Annotated in this window: 12 protein-coding genes, 1 tRNA gene and 1 pseudogene; 11 read left to right on the top strand and 3 right to left on the bottom strand. The window is 67.6% G+C overall.

What is annotated here, in order from left to right:
- Positions 1-27: 27 nt before the first annotated feature.
- A complete protein-coding gene (gene pyk, locus HUS56_RS14420) occupies positions 28-1,443 on the top strand; it encodes a pyruvate kinase (protein ID WP_173924112.1) in 1,416 nt (471 codons plus the stop codon).
- Between the two features lie 8 nt (positions 1,444-1,451).
- On the opposite strand, the gene HUS56_RS14415 is transcribed toward pyk, so the two are convergent.
- Positions 1,452-1,537 (bottom strand) — tRNA-Leu (locus HUS56_RS14415).
- Positions 1,538-1,573: 36 nt separating this feature from the next.
- Between HUS56_RS14415 and HUS56_RS14410 the strand changes: the two genes are divergently transcribed.
- Positions 1,574-2,179: an ANTAR domain-containing response regulator gene (locus tag HUS56_RS14410; protein WP_173924111.1), complete on the top strand. Its 606-nt coding sequence runs from the start codon at positions 1,574-1,576 to the stop codon at positions 2,177-2,179.
- 106 nt (positions 2,180-2,285) lie between these two features.
- Positions 2,286-4,976: a DNA polymerase I gene (gene polA, locus HUS56_RS14405; RefSeq protein WP_173924110.1), complete on the top strand. Its 2,691-nt coding sequence runs from the start codon at positions 2,286-2,288 to the stop codon at positions 4,974-4,976.
- 45 nt (positions 4,977-5,021) lie between these two features.
- Here the strand turns inward: polA and HUS56_RS14400 are convergent, their stop codons facing one another.
- Positions 5,022-5,729, bottom strand: a complete 708-nt coding sequence (locus HUS56_RS14400; RefSeq protein ID WP_173924109.1) for a hypothetical protein — start codon at positions 5,727-5,729, stop codon at positions 5,022-5,024.
- 171 nt (positions 5,730-5,900) lie between these two features.
- Here HUS56_RS14400 and HUS56_RS14395 point away from each other — a divergent pair, with 171 nt between their 5' ends.
- The 6 genes from HUS56_RS14395 to rpsA all read left to right on the top strand — a co-directional run bounded on the left by HUS56_RS14395 (position 5,901) and on the right by rpsA (position 12,871).
- Positions 5,901-6,152 carry a hypothetical protein gene (locus HUS56_RS14395; RefSeq protein ID WP_173924108.1) on the top strand — a complete coding sequence of 84 codons (252 nt, stop codon included), beginning with the start codon at positions 5,901-5,903 and terminating at the stop codon, positions 6,150-6,152.
- Positions 6,153-6,181: 29 nt separating this feature from the next.
- The gene (locus tag HUS56_RS14390) at positions 6,182-6,811 is read left to right on the top strand and encodes an RNA polymerase sigma factor (RefSeq protein WP_173924107.1); all 630 of its coding nucleotides are present in this window, start codon (positions 6,182-6,184) and stop codon (positions 6,809-6,811) included.
- Positions 6,808-7,038 (top strand): hypothetical protein, encoded by a 231-nt coding sequence (locus tag HUS56_RS14385; protein WP_173924106.1) that lies wholly within the window; start codon positions 6,808-6,810, stop codon positions 7,036-7,038. Before HUS56_RS14390 ends, HUS56_RS14385 begins: the two co-directional genes overlap by 4 nt.
- A gap of 61 nt (positions 7,039-7,099) precedes the next feature.
- Positions 7,100-8,785: a DUF885 domain-containing protein gene (locus tag HUS56_RS14380; protein ID WP_173924105.1), complete on the top strand. Its 1,686-nt coding sequence runs from the start codon at positions 7,100-7,102 to the stop codon at positions 8,783-8,785.
- A gap of 134 nt (positions 8,786-8,919) precedes the next feature.
- Positions 8,920-11,265, top strand: a complete 2,346-nt coding sequence (locus HUS56_RS14375) for a metallophosphoesterase (protein WP_173924104.1) — start codon at positions 8,920-8,922, stop codon at positions 11,263-11,265.
- 157 nt (positions 11,266-11,422) lie between these two features.
- Positions 11,423-12,871, top strand: a complete 1,449-nt coding sequence (gene rpsA, locus HUS56_RS14370) for a 30S ribosomal protein S1 (protein WP_173924103.1) — start codon at positions 11,423-11,425, stop codon at positions 12,869-12,871.
- A 72-nt stretch (positions 12,872-12,943) separates the two neighbouring features.
- Here the strand turns inward: rpsA and HUS56_RS14365 are convergent.
- A pseudogene (locus tag HUS56_RS14365) lies at positions 12,944-13,558 on the bottom strand (DUF4126 domain-containing protein).
- Positions 13,559-13,608: 50 nt separating this feature from the next.
- Between HUS56_RS14365 and coaE the strand changes: the two are divergent.
- Both coaE and uvrB read left to right on the top strand, forming a co-directional pair.
- Positions 13,609-14,220 (top strand): dephospho-CoA kinase, encoded by a 612-nt coding sequence (gene coaE, locus HUS56_RS14360; RefSeq protein WP_173924102.1) that lies wholly within the window; start codon positions 13,609-13,611, stop codon positions 14,218-14,220.
- A gap of 29 nt (positions 14,221-14,249) precedes the next feature.
- Positions 14,250-16,316 carry an excinuclease ABC subunit UvrB gene (uvrB, locus tag HUS56_RS14355; RefSeq protein WP_173924101.1) on the top strand — a complete coding sequence of 689 codons (2,067 nt, stop codon included), beginning with the start codon at positions 14,250-14,252 and terminating at the stop codon, positions 16,314-16,316.
- Positions 16,317-16,351 lie beyond the last annotated feature (35 nt).

Genomic DNA, 16,351 nt, shown 5'->3' with positions numbered 1-16,351 from the left:
GTCGGCAGAACACCGGGAGCACACGACATGAGACGGGCCAAGATCGTCGCGACCCTCGGTCCGGCGACCTCGAGCTATGAGCAGATCCGCGCGATCGTCGACGCGGGCATCGATGTGGCGAGGATGAATCTCAGCCACGGCACGTACGACGTGCACGAGGGCGTCTACCAGAACGTCCGCAAGGCGGCGAACGACTCGGGCCGCGCCGTCGCAGTGCTCGTCGACCTGCAGGGGCCGAAGATCCGTCTGGGCAAGTTCGCCGACGGGCCGCATGAACTCGAGAAGGGCGACGTCCTCAAGATCACCACAGAGGAGGTCGTCGGCACGAAGGACCTCGTGAGCACCACGTACAAGGGCCTGCCGAAGGATGTGCGCCCTGGGGACGAACTCCTCATCGACGACGGCAAGGTCCGCGTCGCGGTCGTCGAGACCGACGGTACCGTCGTCACGACCCGCGTGGTCGTGGCGGGGCCCGTCTCGAACAACAAGGGGATCAACCTTCCGGGCGTCGCCGTCAGCGTGCCCGCCCTGTCGGAGAAGGACGAGGCCGACCTGCGGTGGGCCCTCGAGCTCGGCGCCGACCTGATCGCGCTCTCGTTCGTACGCAGCGCCGCCGACATCGACCGCGTGCACGAGATCATGGACGAGATCGGGCGCCGGGTGCCCGTGGTCGCGAAGATCGAGAAGCCGCAGGCCGTCGACGCGCTCGAGGAGATCGTCGAGGCGTTCGACGCCATCATGGTCGCCCGTGGCGACCTCGGCGTCGAGCTGCCGCTCGAAGCGGTGCCGATCGTGCAGAAGCGCGCGATCGAGCTCGCTCGCCGCCTCGCGAAGCCCGTCATCGTGGCGACGCAGATGCTCGAGTCGATGATCCACAGCCCGGTGCCCACCCGCGCAGAGACCTCGGACGTCGCCAACGCGATTCTCGACGGTGCCGACGCGGTCATGCTGTCGGGCGAGACGAGTGTCGGCGAATATCCCGTGATCACCGTCAAGACGATGGCGCGTATCGTCGAGTCGACCGAGCAGCACGGCCTCGACCGCATCCCGCCGCTCGGTACGAAGCCCCGCACGCAGGCCGGCGCCATCACGCTGGCCGCCGTCGAGGTGGCCGACTTCGTCGAGGCGAAGTACCTCTGCGTGTTCACCGAGACCGGCGAGTCGGTCCGGCGGATGACCCGCATCCGATCGGTCATCCCGATTCTCGCGTTCACGCCCGACCCCGCCATCCGGCGTCGTATGGCGCTGAACTGGGGCGTCGAGTCGTTCGTCGTCGACCGCGTGACCCACACCGACCAGATGGTCGGGCAGGTCGACGAGGTGCTCGCCAAGACGGGCAAGGCCGCGATCGGCGAGAAGGTCGTCATCATCTCGGGATCGCCTCCGGGCATCCCGGGTACCACGAACGACGTGCGGGTGCACGTGGTCGGCGACGTGCTGTGACGGATGCCTGGTGCCGGTGGTGGGGGTCGAACCCACACGCCCTTTCGGGCAAAGCATTTTGAGTGCTCCGCGTCTGCCATTCCGCCACACCGGCCAGAGGCCTCGCCCAGAATACCGTAGGCTTTCCTGCGTGACAGACAGCGAAGAGACCCAGCCTGCGCCGCGCCGAGTGGTCGTCGCCGAGGATGAGTCGCTCATCCGCCTCGACATCGTCGAGATCCTCCGTGACAACGGCTTCGAGGTCGTCGGAGAGGCAGGCGACGGCGAGACTGCGGTGGCGCTCGCCACCGAACTCCGCCCCGACCTCGTCATCATGGACGTCAAGATGCCCCAGCTCGACGGGATCTCCGCGGCCGAGCGCCTTTCGAAGGGCCACATCGCACCGGTGGTGCTGCTGACCGCGTTCAGCCAGAAGGAGCTCGTGGAGCGTGCGAGCGAGGCGGGCGCGCTCGCCTATGTCGTGAAGCCGTTCACCCCGAACGACCTGCTCCCCTCGATCGAGATCGCGCTGGCCCGGCACGCCCAGATCATCACGCTCGAGGCCGAGGTCGGCGACCTCGTCGAGCGGTTCGAGACGCGAAAGCTCGTCGACCGCGCCAAGGGACTGCTGAACGAGAAGATGGGCCTCACCGAGCCCGAGGCGTTCCGCTGGATCCAGAAGGCGTCGATGGACCGCCGTCTCACGATGAAAGACGTCTCGCAGGCGATCATCGAGCAGTTGGCGCCGAAGAAGTAGGGACCGCCACGCGTCCGATCGGATGCCGCGACGACCGACTCGTCGCGGCATCCGTCGTCTTCAGCGGCGACCGGTCGATGTCATGGGGCGCTTGTAGGCTTGTCGGGTGCCGGACGAAGACAAGCCCACCCTCCTCGTGATCGACGGCCATTCCCTGGCCTTCCGTGCGTTCTACGCCCTTCCCGTCGACAGCTTCTCGACACGCGACGGGCAGCACACGAACGCCATCCACGGGTTCCTGTCGATGCTGCTGCTGCTCCTCCAGAACGAGAAGCCGACGCACCTCGCCGTGGCGTTCGACGTGTCGCGGTTCTCCTTCCGCAACCGCGAGTACTCCGAGTACAAGGGCACGCGCAGCGAGACTCCGCCCGAGTTCAAGGGGCAGGTTCCCCTGCTGCAAGACGCGCTGAAGGCGATGGGCGTCCGAATCCTCGAGAAGGAGGACTACGAGGCCGACGACATCCTCGCGACCCTCGCGGTGCGGGGCCGGGCCGAGGGCTACCGCGTGCTGCTCGTCTCGGGCGACCGCGACACGATCCAGCTCGTCAACGACGACGTCACCCTGCTCTACCCGAACACGCAGGGCGTCTCGCAGCTGAAGCGCTACGACACCGCCGCAGTCATGGAACGCTACGGCATCCGGCCCGAGCAGTACCCCGACGTCGCCGCCCTCGTGGGCGAGACGAGCGACAACCTCAGCGGCATCACCAAGGTCGGCGAGAAGACCGCGGTGAAGTGGCTCGGCATGTACGGCGACCTCGACGGCATCCTCGCGCACGCCGACGAGATCAAGGGCGTGGTGGGCCAGAACCTCCGCGACGAGAAAGAGAACGCGATCCGCAATCGCCGCCTGAACCAGCTCGTGAGCGACGTGGAGCTCGATATCGAGCTCCACGAACTGGAGGCCAAGCCCATCGACGTCGAGGGCGTTCGCCCGATCTTCGAACGCCTCGAGTTCCGCACGCTGATGGAGCGCGTCACGAAGCTCGCCGCTGGCGAGGCGAACGGCAACGGCCGAGCAGCACCCGCGGCGCCCGTGCAGGCTGCCGAAGCGGTCGAGGCGCCGACGGCTCCCGAGTCGCGCCTCCTGCTCGACGAGGAGCTGGCAGGTTGGCTGGAGCGTGCGGTGCGGGCCGAGCCGGCCGGGCTCGGGCTCAGCATCGATGTGGTCGACGGCCTCGTCGTCGGTGCCGGGGTGGCGACATCCGACGAATCCATCCGGCTGCCGTGGCAACCGGGGCGCGCCGACTACGCACCGTTCGAAGCGTGGCTGGCGAGCGACTCCCCGAAGGTCATGACCGATGCGAAGCCGCAGCTGAAGGCGCTCGCGCGTTCGGGTCTCGCATTCGACGGCCTCGTGGTCGACACGCTGATCGCCGGCTGGCTCCTGCGTCCGGGCCTCGAAGAGAAGTCCCTCGCCGACCTCGTCACGTATTACCTGGGCGAAACGGTGCCGCAGCCCGACCCGACGCAGCTCCTGCCCGAAGAGGGCCGCGAGGCCGGCGCACCCGAGTACGCATGGTACTCGGTACGCCTCGCGCCCGTGGTGCTGCGTGCGCTCTCCGAGCAATCCCGTCGCCTGCTCGCCGAAATCGAGATGCCGCTCGTGCCGGTGCTCGCGGCGATGGAGCGCCGCGGCGTGACGGTCGACCACGCCGAGCTCGCCCAGCTTTCCAGCGACCTCGGCGAACGCGCGGCGAGTCTCGCTCAGTCGGCCTTCGCCGAGATCGGGCGCGAGGTCAACCTCGGTTCTCCCAAGCAGTTGCAGGAGGTCCTCTTCGACCAACTCGGCATGCCGAAGACGCGGGCGACGAAGACCGGGTACACGACCGACGCGAGCGCACTGGCCGACCTGCAGGAGTCGAACCCGCATCCGTTCCTGGGGTACCTGCTCGAGCACCGGGATGCCACGAAGCTGCGCCAGATCGTCGAATCCCTCGACAAGGCGATCGCCGCCGACGGGCGCATCCGCACCACCTATTGGCAGATCGGCGCGGCCACCGGGCGCATGTCGTCGAACGATCCCAACCTGCAGAACATCCCCATCCGCACGGCGGAGGGGCGACGCATCCGCAAGGCATTCCGACACGGACCCGAGTTCGCCGAGCTGCTGACCGCCGACTACTCGCAGATCGAGATGCGGATCATGGCGCATCTCTCCCGAGATCCAGGACTCATCGAGGCGTTCAACGCCGGCGAAGACCTGCATCGCTTCGTCGGCGCCAGGGTCTTCTCCGTCGATCCGGCCGACGTCACGCCGCTCATGCGCACCAAGGTGAAGGCGATGTCGTACGGCCTGGCGTACGGACTCAGCGCGTTCGGCCTCTCGAAGCAACTCCGCATCGATCGCGCCGAGGCGACGCAGCTCATGCGGGAGTACTTCGAGCGTTTCGGCGCCGTGCGCGACTACCTGAGGGGTGTCGTCGAGCAGGCCAAGATCGACGGGTACACCGAGACCATCTTCGGTCGTCGTCGCCCGTTCCCCGACCTGGCGAGCCCCAACCGCATTCGCCGGGAGAACGCCGAGCGAGCCGCGCTCAACTCGCCGATCCAGGGCTCGGCGGCCGACATCATCAAGATCGCCATGTCACGTGTCGAAGCCGATATCACGGCTCGCGGGCTCGAGAGCCGCATGCTCCTGCAGGTGCACGACGAGCTCGTCTTCGAGATCGCACCGGGCGAGTCCGAAGCGCTCGAGGCGATCGTCAAAGACAGGATGTCCCACGCCGCCGACCTGCTGGTGCCGCTCGACGTGCAGGTCGGTCGTGGGGCCGACTGGGACGACGCCGCGCACTGACTTCGTGGCGGCGCGTCCCGTCGTCGGGGCGTCCTTCGTCAGGCGTCAGAACCGGTCAGGGAACTGCGCGATCAGGCCCTGGCTGAGCATGTCGGCCATCTCGACCATGTGCGCCTCGGCCTCGTCGTACTTGGCGATGGCACCGGCGTGGTCATGGGAGAGGACATCGCCCGCATAGCCGATCGTCGTGGTGATGTGCGCTTCCATCATGTCTCGCATATCGCGCTTCGGCCACGCCGGGTTCGCCTTCGCAAGGAAGTCGGCGATGTCGTCGGCATTCCGATACCAGGCCTTCACGGCCTTCCGCAGCGCGTCGTCGTCGCCGGCCTTCGCCGCCGTCAACACGGGCACCGCCTGCTCGATGTGCGTCGTGAGCAGTTCCGTGAGCTGCGCTGCCGCCCGCTCGCCATAGAACGGGGCGACGGCGTCGCCGATGTCGACCTGGTTGCGGAGCAGGCGCTCGATGGTCGGCTGCAGTGCGGGCGATTCGTCGGCGAACGCGACCACGGTCGCGTAGGTCCACTCCATGTGCTGGATCCACAGTGTCCGCATGGCCCGGTGCAGGGCGGTCTGGGCCGACACGTCGACGGCCGGATCCGCATGCCCGTTGTGCATCGAAGTGCTGGTGACGGGCCCGGAACCGCCCTCGGCGGCGTATGCCGTCAGGAGGCCGCCGCCCGACAGCGCAACGGTCACCGCCACGATGAGCGACACCACGGATGTTCGAGACCTCGGCGTGCGTCGAATGGACATGATGGACCCCTCTCGGATCTCATTCGTTCCGATCGCCCGAGCTCTCGCCGCCCTGGCCGATCCGGAACCGGTTTCTGTCGTGAGTGGACCACCGGGATCGGAGTCTTACCGACGGACGAGAAGTTCGCGGATCCCGGTAAGACCCGGGCCCGTCGGCGACACTCACGAGATATGAACAGTTCTGACGCGACGCGCGGCATCCCGTCGCCCGCGCGTATGCAGCCGAAGGGTCGGTCGCTGAAATGGCGCCGTGACCAGCTCGTGGCGGCCGGCTATGACGAGCTCTCGGCTCAGCGACTGGCGACGGACGCCACCGTCGACATCCATGCGATGATCGTCGAGAAGGAGCAGCATCCTTCCCACGCCGGGCGCGGTCGCGCGGAGGGGTCGGTCACACCATGGGTCGCGACATGGACGGGTTGACGGTTCGGAGCACGGCTTCGCCCCAGCTCATGGTTGACGCTGAATCGGCCGCCGACGACTGGGTCGCCCGCCTCTCGGTGGCCGGCCGAGTACGCGATGACGCCATCGCTCGACTTCACGCGTTGATGCTCCGCGCGGCGCGCCACCAGGTCGGGCGCATGCCCGAAGCCGGCGCGCTCGGGGCCGCTCGACGGGAGGAGATCGTGCAGTCGGCCGCGGACGAGGCGACGGTGTCGGTCCTCTCGCGGCTCGGAACCTTCGAGGGCCGGAGCCGTTTCACGACCTGGGCCTACAAGTTCGCGATCCTCCACGCGGGTGTCGAGGTGCGGCGCGCCGCGTGGAGCAACCGCGAGATCCGTCTCGATGACGTGCCCGAGCCGAGCGAGACGAGGACGTCGGCCCCTGAGGCCTTCGCCGAGGGACGAGACCTGGCGAACGCCGTGCGGGTCGGTATGGCCGAGGCGCTGACCCCCCACCAACGGCGTGTCGCGGTCGCCGTGCTCGTCGACGAGGTACCCATCGATGTGCTCGCCGAACGGCTCGGAACGAACCGCGGCGCGCTGTACAAGACGCTGCACGACGCTCGGAAGCGGCTGCGGGCGCACTTGCGGGCCCACGGCTACCTGCCCGCGGAGACCAGCACGGAGGTGAATCCATGAACGAGCGAGTACGACTGACTCCCGAGGCGATCGACCGGCTGACGGCGAACACCGAGCCGTGGCTCTCCTGCGACGACTGCTTCGAGCAGCTCGACGTCATCATCGATGGGCTGACGCGTTCGAACCTCCCGCTGCCCGACGCGTTCCGAGTCCACCTGATGACCTGCCCGGCCTGCGACGAAGAGGCGCGATCGCTGGCCGCGCTGGTCGGAGCGGTGATCCGCTGACCGGGGCGAGCGACTCGTCACGCCTCGCGCCCGGTCGTCGGCCTGGCCTAGGCTCGCACGTATGTCTTCGAGTGCGCGCAACCCGACCGACGTCGACCGCATCGCGGAGGATTGGGTCGACACCCTCGTCGAGCTCGATCCGACCGTCGGCACCTACATCGGCCGCGCCGAGGCCGATGCCAAGCTGGGTGATTACTCGCCCGAGGGGCTCGAACGCAGGGCCGAGGCCATGCGCGACACGATCGCCCGGCTCGACGCCGCGACCCCCGTCGACGAGATCGACGGCGTGACCGTCGCCGATCTGCGCAGCGAGTTGGCGCTCGCGCTCGAAGCGGACGAGGCGGGCCTGCCGCTTCGCGACCTCAACGTGATCGCCAGTCCCGCGCAAGAGATCCGTGAGATCTTCGACCTGATGGCCACCGCTGACGTCGACGACTGGGCCACCATCTCGACACGCCTCGCCGCGGTGCCCGCCGCCATCGACGGGTACATCGAGACGCTGCGACTCGGAATCGAACGCGACATCGTGCCCGCGAAACGACAGGTACGTGAAGTCGCAGCACAGGCGCACAAGCTCGAGCGCGACGACGGTTTCTTCACCGAGTTCGTGAACGGAGCCCCCGCTGACGTACCCGACGCCCTGCGAAGCGACCTCGCCCGTCGAGCCTCGCACGCCGGCGCCGCGTACGCTCGGCTCGCCGCCTTCCTCGAGAACGAGTTGCTCCCGGCTGCGGGGGAGGCCGACGCGGTGGGTCGCGACCTCTATGCGCTCCAGTCCCGCCGCTTCCTCGGCGCCGTCATCGACCTCGACGAGACGTACGAGTGGGGTATCGAAGAGCTCGAGCGCATGGTCGCCGAACAGGAGTCCATCGCTCGCGAGATCCTCCGTGGGGCACCTGCCACGGGTGCAGGCGACGTCGTCGCCGAGGCGATCGCCTTCCTCGACGAGGATCCCGCGCGCAAGCTGCACGGCACCGATGCGCTGCAGCGATGGATGCAGGAGACCAGCGATCGTGCCGTCGCCGAACTCGCGGGCACCCAGTTCGACATCCCCGATGAGATCCGCACACTCGAGTGCCTCATCGCGCCCACCCAGGAGGGCGGTATCTACTACACGGGCCCGAGCGACGACTTCACTCGTCCCGGTCGCATGTGGTGGTCGGTGCCTCCCGGTGTCACCGAGTTCGACACCTGGCGCGAGCTCACGACCGTGTATCACGAGGGCGTGCCGGGGCATCACCTCCAGATCGGCCAGGCCGTTGTGAACCGGGCGAAGCTGAACACCTGGCGCCGGCAACTCGCCGGCACCTCGGGGCACGCGGAGGGCTGGGCCCTGTATGCCGAGCGCCTCATGCAAGGCCTCGGCTACCTCGACGATCCCGCAGACCGGCTGGGCATGCTCGACGGCCAGCGCATGCGCGCTGCACGTGTCGTGCTCGACATCGGCGTTCACCTCGGCAAGCAACGACCCGACGGCGGGGGTCGCTGGACCGGCGAGTATGCATTGGAGTTCCTCGGGCAGAACGTGAACATGAACGAGGGCTTCGTGCGGTTCGAAGTGAATCGCTACCTCGGATGGCCCGGCCAGGCGCCGTCGTACAAGGTCGGTCAGCGCATCTGGGAGCAGCTCCGCGACGAGACCGCGCGACGGGAGGGCGACGCGTTCAGCATCCGCGAGTTCCATCGTCGCGCCCTCGACCTCGGCGGGGTCGGGCTCGACACGCTCCGCAACGCGCTCCTCGGTTGACACCGCGCGCCGCAACCGCCCCCGTTCGGGGAGTGGCGGCGAGGATCGATCGGGCGTAGACCTAGCGGTGTCGAGCCGGCCCGCGGCTCGCCCTGGCAGTTCCGATGATCCGAGTGAGAACCGACACTCGAGCGATGCGAATGGCGTCGGCGTCGATCGCCCTGACCGCCTCGATCGCCGCGCTCATGCTGCTTCCGGTCGACCCTGTGGCGGCCGCGGAGGAGGACTTCACCGTCGCCGTCATCCCTGACACGCAGGGATACACGATGACCGGTGGCAATCCGGCGATCTTCGACCAGCAGGCCCAGTGGCTCGTCGACCAGGCCGATGACCTCGACCTTCGATTCGCGATCCACGTTGGCGATCTCGTCGAGTCCTGGCCGAACGTCAACCACTGGAACCGCGCAAGCACATCGATGGCGATCCTCGACGCGGCAGGCATCCCGAGCTCGGTGCTCCCCGGAAATCACGACCTCGACATCACGACCGGGGCGTCGAGCACCTACGACACGTACTTCCCGCCCAGCCGGTACTCCGGCGCCTCCTGGAACTCGGCCACCGTGCGCTACGGCGGTTACCTGGGACAGAACCAGTTCGGCCCGGACGGCATCGACCGCAAGAACAAGGACAACTACGCCCTGCTCGACGTCGGCGGGCTCGAGCTGCTGATCCTGAACCTCGAATTCGAGTCACCCGCGTACTCCCTGGCGTGGGCCCAGCGCGTGATCGACGCGCATCCCGATCGCCGCGTCATCCTCGCGACGCACGGATTCATCACGACCTCGGGGAACCGCTCGAACACCGTGATCCGCACGGACACCGTTCCCAAGTCGGCCAACGACGTCTGGAACGAACTCGTCTACCGCAACTGCAACATCTTCATGGTGGTGAACGGCCACTGGCATGACGGCGACCTGGGCGAGGCGCGACGCACCGACCCGAACGCCTGTGGGCAGCCGGTGCACCAGATCCTCAGCGACTACCAGGACCGCGCCAACGGCGGGGACGGGGGGGTGCGCTACTACACGTTCCATCCGTCGACCGACACCATCGAGGCCTACACGTATTCGCCGTTCCTCCAGCAGATGGAGAACGACGCGAGCAGCCGCTTCACCCTCTCCTATGACATGCACTCGCCCCCCGGCGGCGAACCGGTGGTGCTCCTTCCCGGGGGTTCATCGTGGAGTTGGCGTTACGAGAGCGGCGCCTGGCCCGTCGGCTGGAACGGCGAGACCTTCGACGACACGTCGTGGTCCGAGGGAACCGCACCGCTCGGACGAGGTTCGACCGGCATCGTCACGGTCATCGACAAGCCGGCTCCCACCTCCAACCGCCCCCTGAGCATGCTGTTCCGACATCGCATCGACGTGGGGGATGCAGCCGAACTCGTCGACGCCAAGGTGGTAACGCGCGCGGACGACGGCGTGGTGGTGCATGTCAACGGCGTCGAGGTCGGCCGGTCCAACATGCCGGCGGGCACCGTCGGGCCCGGCACCTACGCCACCGCGGCACCCAGGACCTCGGCTGCCACCGCGACTCCGACGGAGTTCAGCGTGCCCCCCGGGCTCCTCCACGACGGAGTCAATACCATCGCCGCGTCCACCCACCTGAACTACCGGGCCACGACGGATGCCTCGTTCGAGCTGGTGCTCGTCGGAACGCGCGTCGGCGAGACGGAGCCCGCCGCTCCGGCAACGCCGACGCTGACCGCGGACAGCACGCACGACGAAGTCGCTCTCGCCTGGCAACCGGGTGACGCGACTCCGGTGGAGAGCTGGATCCTCACGCGCGACGGGGACACCGTGGCGACGCTGCCCGGCGCGACGACGGCGACGACCGACGACGACGTCTCGCCGGCGACGACGTACACGTACGGCCTCACGGCGGTCGGTTCGACCGGACTCGCATCCACGGAGGCGACGGTCGAGGTGACGACCGATCCGACCCCCTCCGAGCCGGTGCCCGTCGTCCTGCTCGAGAACGGAAGCCAGTGGCGCTGGCAGTACCGCAGCGGCCCGTGGCCGACGGGGTGGACCACACCGACGTTCGACGATCCCGGCTGGAACACCGGCAGAGCCCTCTTCGGCTTCGGCGCGACCGGCATCATCACGGTCGTCGACGTGCCCCCGCCCACTTCGAACCGCCCGCTGAGTGCACAGTTCCGGCACACGTTCACGGTGGGTGACGCCGACGCACTGTCGGGCATCACGCTCACGACGCGAGCGGACGACGGCATCGTCGTCTACGTCAACGGCGTCGAGATCGCGCGCCGGAACATGCCCAGCGGTACCTTGAGCGCCGGATCGTACGCCACGGCCGCGCCGCGGACCGCGGTCGCGCCGCAGGTCACCGTGGCGATCCCGAGTTCAGCACTGCGCGACGGCGCCAACACCGTCGCGGCATCGGTTCACCTGAACTATCGTGCGACGCGGGACATGACCTTCGACGCGCGGATCGATGCGCTGGCGCCGCCCGGATGACGCCGGCACCAGCGTTGCTCGGATTGCGGCAGGCACCTGGCTGCGGATAGGATGGAGCGTCACGCGTGTGACATCCCTGTCCGCATGCCCGTCGCGGAACAACACTCGCTCTACCTCGCGACGGGCTCGATTCTGTCCTTTACGGAGCATCCACTACATGACAACCGCAACGACCAAGGCGCCCAAGCAGGTCGCGATCAACGACATCGGATCTGCTGACGATTTCCTCGCCGCGGTCGAGAAGACCCTGAAGTTCTTCAACGACGGCGACCTGATCGAGGGCACCGTGGTGAAGATCGACCGCGACGAGGTCCTCCTCGACGTCGGTTACAAGACCGAGGGTGTGATCCCCTCCCGCGAGCTCTCCATCAAGCACGATGTCGACCCCAGCGAGGTCGTCGGCGTCGGTGACACCGTCGAGGCCCTCGTTCTCCAGAAGGAGGACAAGGAAGGCCGGCTCATCCTGTCGAAGAAGCGCGCCCAGTACGAGCGCGCCTGGGGTGACGTCGAGAAGATCAAGGAGGCCGACGGCGTCGTGACCGGTACGGTCATCGAGGTCGTCAAGGGCGGCCTGATCGTCGACATCGGCCTTCGTGGCTTCCTCCCCGCATCGCTCATCGAACTCCGCCGCGTTCGCGACCTCACGCCGTACCTCGGCCAGGAGATCGAGGCGAAGATCCTCGAGCTCGACAAGAACCGCAACAACGTCGTGCTCTCGCGTCGCGCCCTGCTCGAGCAGACGCAGTCCGAGTCGCGTTCGACGTTCCTCGCCAACCTCCACCCGGGCCAGATCCGCAAGGGCGTCATCTCGTCGATCGTCAACTTCGGTGCGTTCGTCGACCTCGGTGGCGTCGACGGTCTCGTCCACGTCTCCGAGCTCTCGTGGAAGCACATCGAGCACGCCAGCGAGGTCGTCGAGGTCGGCCAGGAGGTCACCGTCGAGGTGCTCTCCGTCGAGCTCGACCGCGAGCGCGTCTCCCTGTCGCTGAAGGCGACGCAGGAGGACCCATGGCAGGTCTTCGCCCGCACGCACGCGATCGGCCAGGTCGCGCCGGGCAAGGTCACGAAGCTCGTTCCGTTCGGCGCGTTCGTGCGCGTCGCCGACGGCATCGAGGGCCTCGTGCACATCTCCGAGCTCTCGGGCAAGCACGTCGAGCTCGCAGAGCAGGTCGTGTCGGTGGGCGAAGAGGTCTTCGTCAAGGTCATCGACATCGACCTCGAGCGTCGCCGCATCTCGCTGTCGCTCAAGCAGGCGAACGAGGGCGTCGACCCCGAGGGGACCGAGTTCGACCCGGCGCTCTACGGCATGCTCACCGAGTACGACGAGCAGGGCAACTACAAGTACCCCGAGGGCTTCGACCCCGAGACGAACGAGTGGCGCGAGGGCTTCGAGGCCCAGCGCGAGAAGTGGGAGCAGGACTATGCTGCCGCCCAGGCTCGTTGGGAGGCGCACAAGAAGCAGGTCGCCCAGGCGAATGCGGCTGCGGCCGCCGACGACTCGTTCGGGTCGGGCGCGTCCTCGTTCTCGAGCGAGTCGGCCGGTACCGGCACGCTCGCCGACGATGCGTCGCTCGCGGCACTGCGCGAGAAGCTCTCGAGCAACTGATCGCGACACCACCACACGAAAGGCCGGCCTCTCGGGGCCGGCCTTTCGTCGGTGCGGCACCGGGGATCGGGGTCAGCCTCGGGCCGAGTCCGGTGGATGCGTGGGCCGCGCACGTCTCGCCTGACGCCGACGCACTAATACCACGATGAGGACGGCGAGGGCCGCGATCCCGACGAGCACGAGCACCGGAGCGAGGATTGCGGCGAAAGCCAGGGCGAAGCTGCCGGCATCCTCTGCCGCGCTGGCGACCGGTGCACCGACCCCGCCGGTCGCAGCGTTGAGGATCGGTCGGGCTGCCGCCTTCAAGAGGTGAACGACGAGAGCGAGGCCCACGCCGATCGTCACCGGCACCCACTGGTGCGAGGTGAAGAACGTCTCGGGGTCCGTCACCGCAGCGGTCGTCGCGCCCACGCCCGACGTGAACACCAGTCCGCCCGACGTCGGCCGTACCACCGTCTGGACGAGATCGTTCACCGTGTCGACGCCGGGAATCTTGTCGGCGATGAACTCCAGCACGAGGAGCACGAGGAGGATGAGCAGGACCCACTCGTTCGCGAGTCACGCCCACGAGGATGGGAGCTCGATGAGTCCGGTGAACCGGTCGAGTGCGCCGACGACCAGGAGCGGAATCCACGCGTTCAATCCCGCCGCGAGCGCGAGCCCGGTGCCGGTCAGCAGTTCGAGCATCGCACCTCCATGGCCGTCCGCTCGAGTGTCGCACGGATAGAGTGGACGGCGTGTATCTGATCGGCCTCACCGGTGGCATCGCCTCCGGCAAATCGACCGTCGCCCGTCGCCTCGTCGAACATGGAGCGGTGCACATCGATGCCGACGAGCTCGCTCGACGGGTGGTGGAACCAGGGAAGCCGGCGTACACGGCGATCGTCGAGGAGTTCGGCCCGGGTGTCGTCCGACGCGACGGCACGCTCGACCGTCCGAAGCTCGGCGAGCTGGTGTTCAACGATGCCGACGCGCGCGAGAAGCTCAACGCGATCGTGCATCCCGCGGTGCGGGAGTTCTCCGCCAAGCTCTTCGAGAAGGCGCAGCGGGAAGACCGCGATGCGGTGGTGGTCTACGACGTGCCGCTGCTCGTCGAGGCATCCGTGGATCACCCCTTCGACCTCATCGTGGTGACGAGTGCACCTCGCCGCACGCAGGTGAAGCGACTCGTGGAGGAGCGAGGGTTCGATCCCGGCCACGCCGAGGCACGCGTCGACGCCCAGGTCGACGACGCGGAGCGGCGTGCGGTCGCCGACGTCGTCATCGACACCGACGGATCGATGGCCCACACGATGAGCCAGACCGATGCGCTCTGGCACCGAATCGTCCGGGAGCGAGCCCGGAAGTAGTGTCGGTGGTCGCTTCTAGACTGGAAGTCATGCAAGCGACGCGTTCCGTGCGACCGTTCGAGGTCGTGAGCGAGTACGAACCGAGCGGTGATCAGCCCCAGGCGATCGCCGAGCTCGCCGCTCGCGTCAACGCGGGCGAGACCGACGTCGTGCTCCTCGGTGCCACCGGTACCGGAAAGTCGGCCACCACGGCCTGGCTCATCGAGCAGGTCCAGCGGCCGACCCTCGTGCTCGCGCACAACAAGACGCTCGCCGCGCAGCTCGCCAACGAGTTCCGCGAACTGATGCCCAACAACGCGGTGGAGTACTTCGTCTCGTACTACGACTACTACCAGCCCGAGGCCTATGTGCCGCAGACCGACACCTTCATCGAGAAGGACTCGTCGATCAACGCCGAGGTCGAACGGCTGCGTCACTCGACCACCAACTCGTTGCTCAGTCGGCGCGACGTCGTCGTGGTCTCCACGGTCTCGTGCATCTACGGATTGGGCACCCCCGAAGAGTACCTCGGGGCGATGATGCCCCTGCAGGTGGGCCAGCGCGTCGACCGCGACTGGCTCATCCGCAAGTTCGTGTCGATGCAGTACCAGCGCAACGACCTCGCGTTCTCCCGGGGAACGTTCCGTGTCCGCGGCGACACGATCGAGATCATTCCCGTGTACGAAGAGCTCGCGATCCGCATCGAGATGTTCGGCGACGAGATCGAGGCGCTCTACAGCCTGCACCCGCTCACCGGTCAGGTCGTCGCGAAACTCGACGCGATCCCGGTGTTCCCCGGCTCCCACTACGTCGCCAGCACCGACGTGATGCAGCGCGCGATCGGCACCATTCGCGACGAGCTCGACGAGCGCCTCGCCGAGCTCGAGCGAGAGGGCAAGCTGCTCGAGGCGCAGCGGCTCCGCATGCGCACCACATTCGACCTCGAGATGATGGAGCAGATCGGCTTCTGCTCGGGCATCGAGAACTACTCCCGGCACATCGACGGGCGAGCCGAAGGAGAGCCCCCGCACTGCCTCCTCGACTACTTCCCCGACGACTACCTGGTGGTCATCGACGAGTCGCACGTCACCGTTCCGCAGATCGGCGCGATGTACGAAGGAGACTCGTCGCGCAAGCGCACCCTGGTCGAGCACGGGTTCCGGTTGCCGAGCGCGCTCGACAACCGACCGCTCAAGTGGGACGAGTTCAAGGACCGGGTCGGCCAGACCGTCTACCTCTCCGCGACTCCGGGCCGCTACGAGATGTCGATCGCCGACGGCGTCGTCGAGCAGATCATCCGACCGACGGGCCTCGTCGATCCGCAGATCGTCGTGAAGCCCTCGAAGGGCCAGATCGACGACCTGCTCGATGAGATCCACCGACGCACCGAGCGTGACGAGCGGGTCCTCGTCACCACGCTCACGAAGCGAATGGCCGAGGAGCTCACCGACTTCCTCACCGAAGCCGGAGTGCGCGTCCGATATCTCCACTCCGACGTCGACACCCTGCGACGGGTCGAACTGCTCACCGAACTCCGGTCGGGCGTCTACGACGTGCTCGTCGGCATCAACCTGCTGCGCGAGGGCCTCGACCTTCCCGAGGTCTCGCTCGTCGCGATCCTCGACGCCGACAAAGAGGGGTTCCTGCGCTCGTCGACCTCGCTCATCCAGACGATCGGGCGCGCAGCGCGAAACGTCTCGGGCGAAGTGCACATGTACGCCGACGTGCTCACCGAATCGATGCAGGCGGCGATCGAAGAGACCACGCGTCGGCGGGCGAAGCAGATCGAATACAACCAGGCCAACGGCATCGATCCGCAGCCGCTGCGCAAGCGCATCGCCGACATCACCGAGGTGCTCGCACGGGAGGAGGCCGACACCGCCGCTCTGCTCGCCGGTCGTGACGGGCCGAAGAAGGCCCCCGTCCCGAACCTTCGGCGTGAGGGAATCGCGGCCGCCGGTGCGAACGACCTCGAGGAACTCATTCGCGACCTGAACGAGCAGATGCTCGAGGCGGCGGGTGAACTCAAGTTCGAGTTGGCGGCGCGACTGCGCGACGAGGTCGCCGACCTGAAGCGCGAGCTTCGGCAGATGGAGCGGGCGGGGCATCTCACCTGAGCGCTTCGAACGTATGTTCGCTGTGAGCGCGTCTG

Source organism: Agromyces sp. Marseille-P2726 (assembly GCF_902809835.1).
Lineage (GTDB): Bacteria > Actinomycetota > Actinomycetes > Actinomycetales > Microbacteriaceae > Agromyces.
This window is presented reverse-complemented; position numbering and strand designations above follow the sequence as displayed.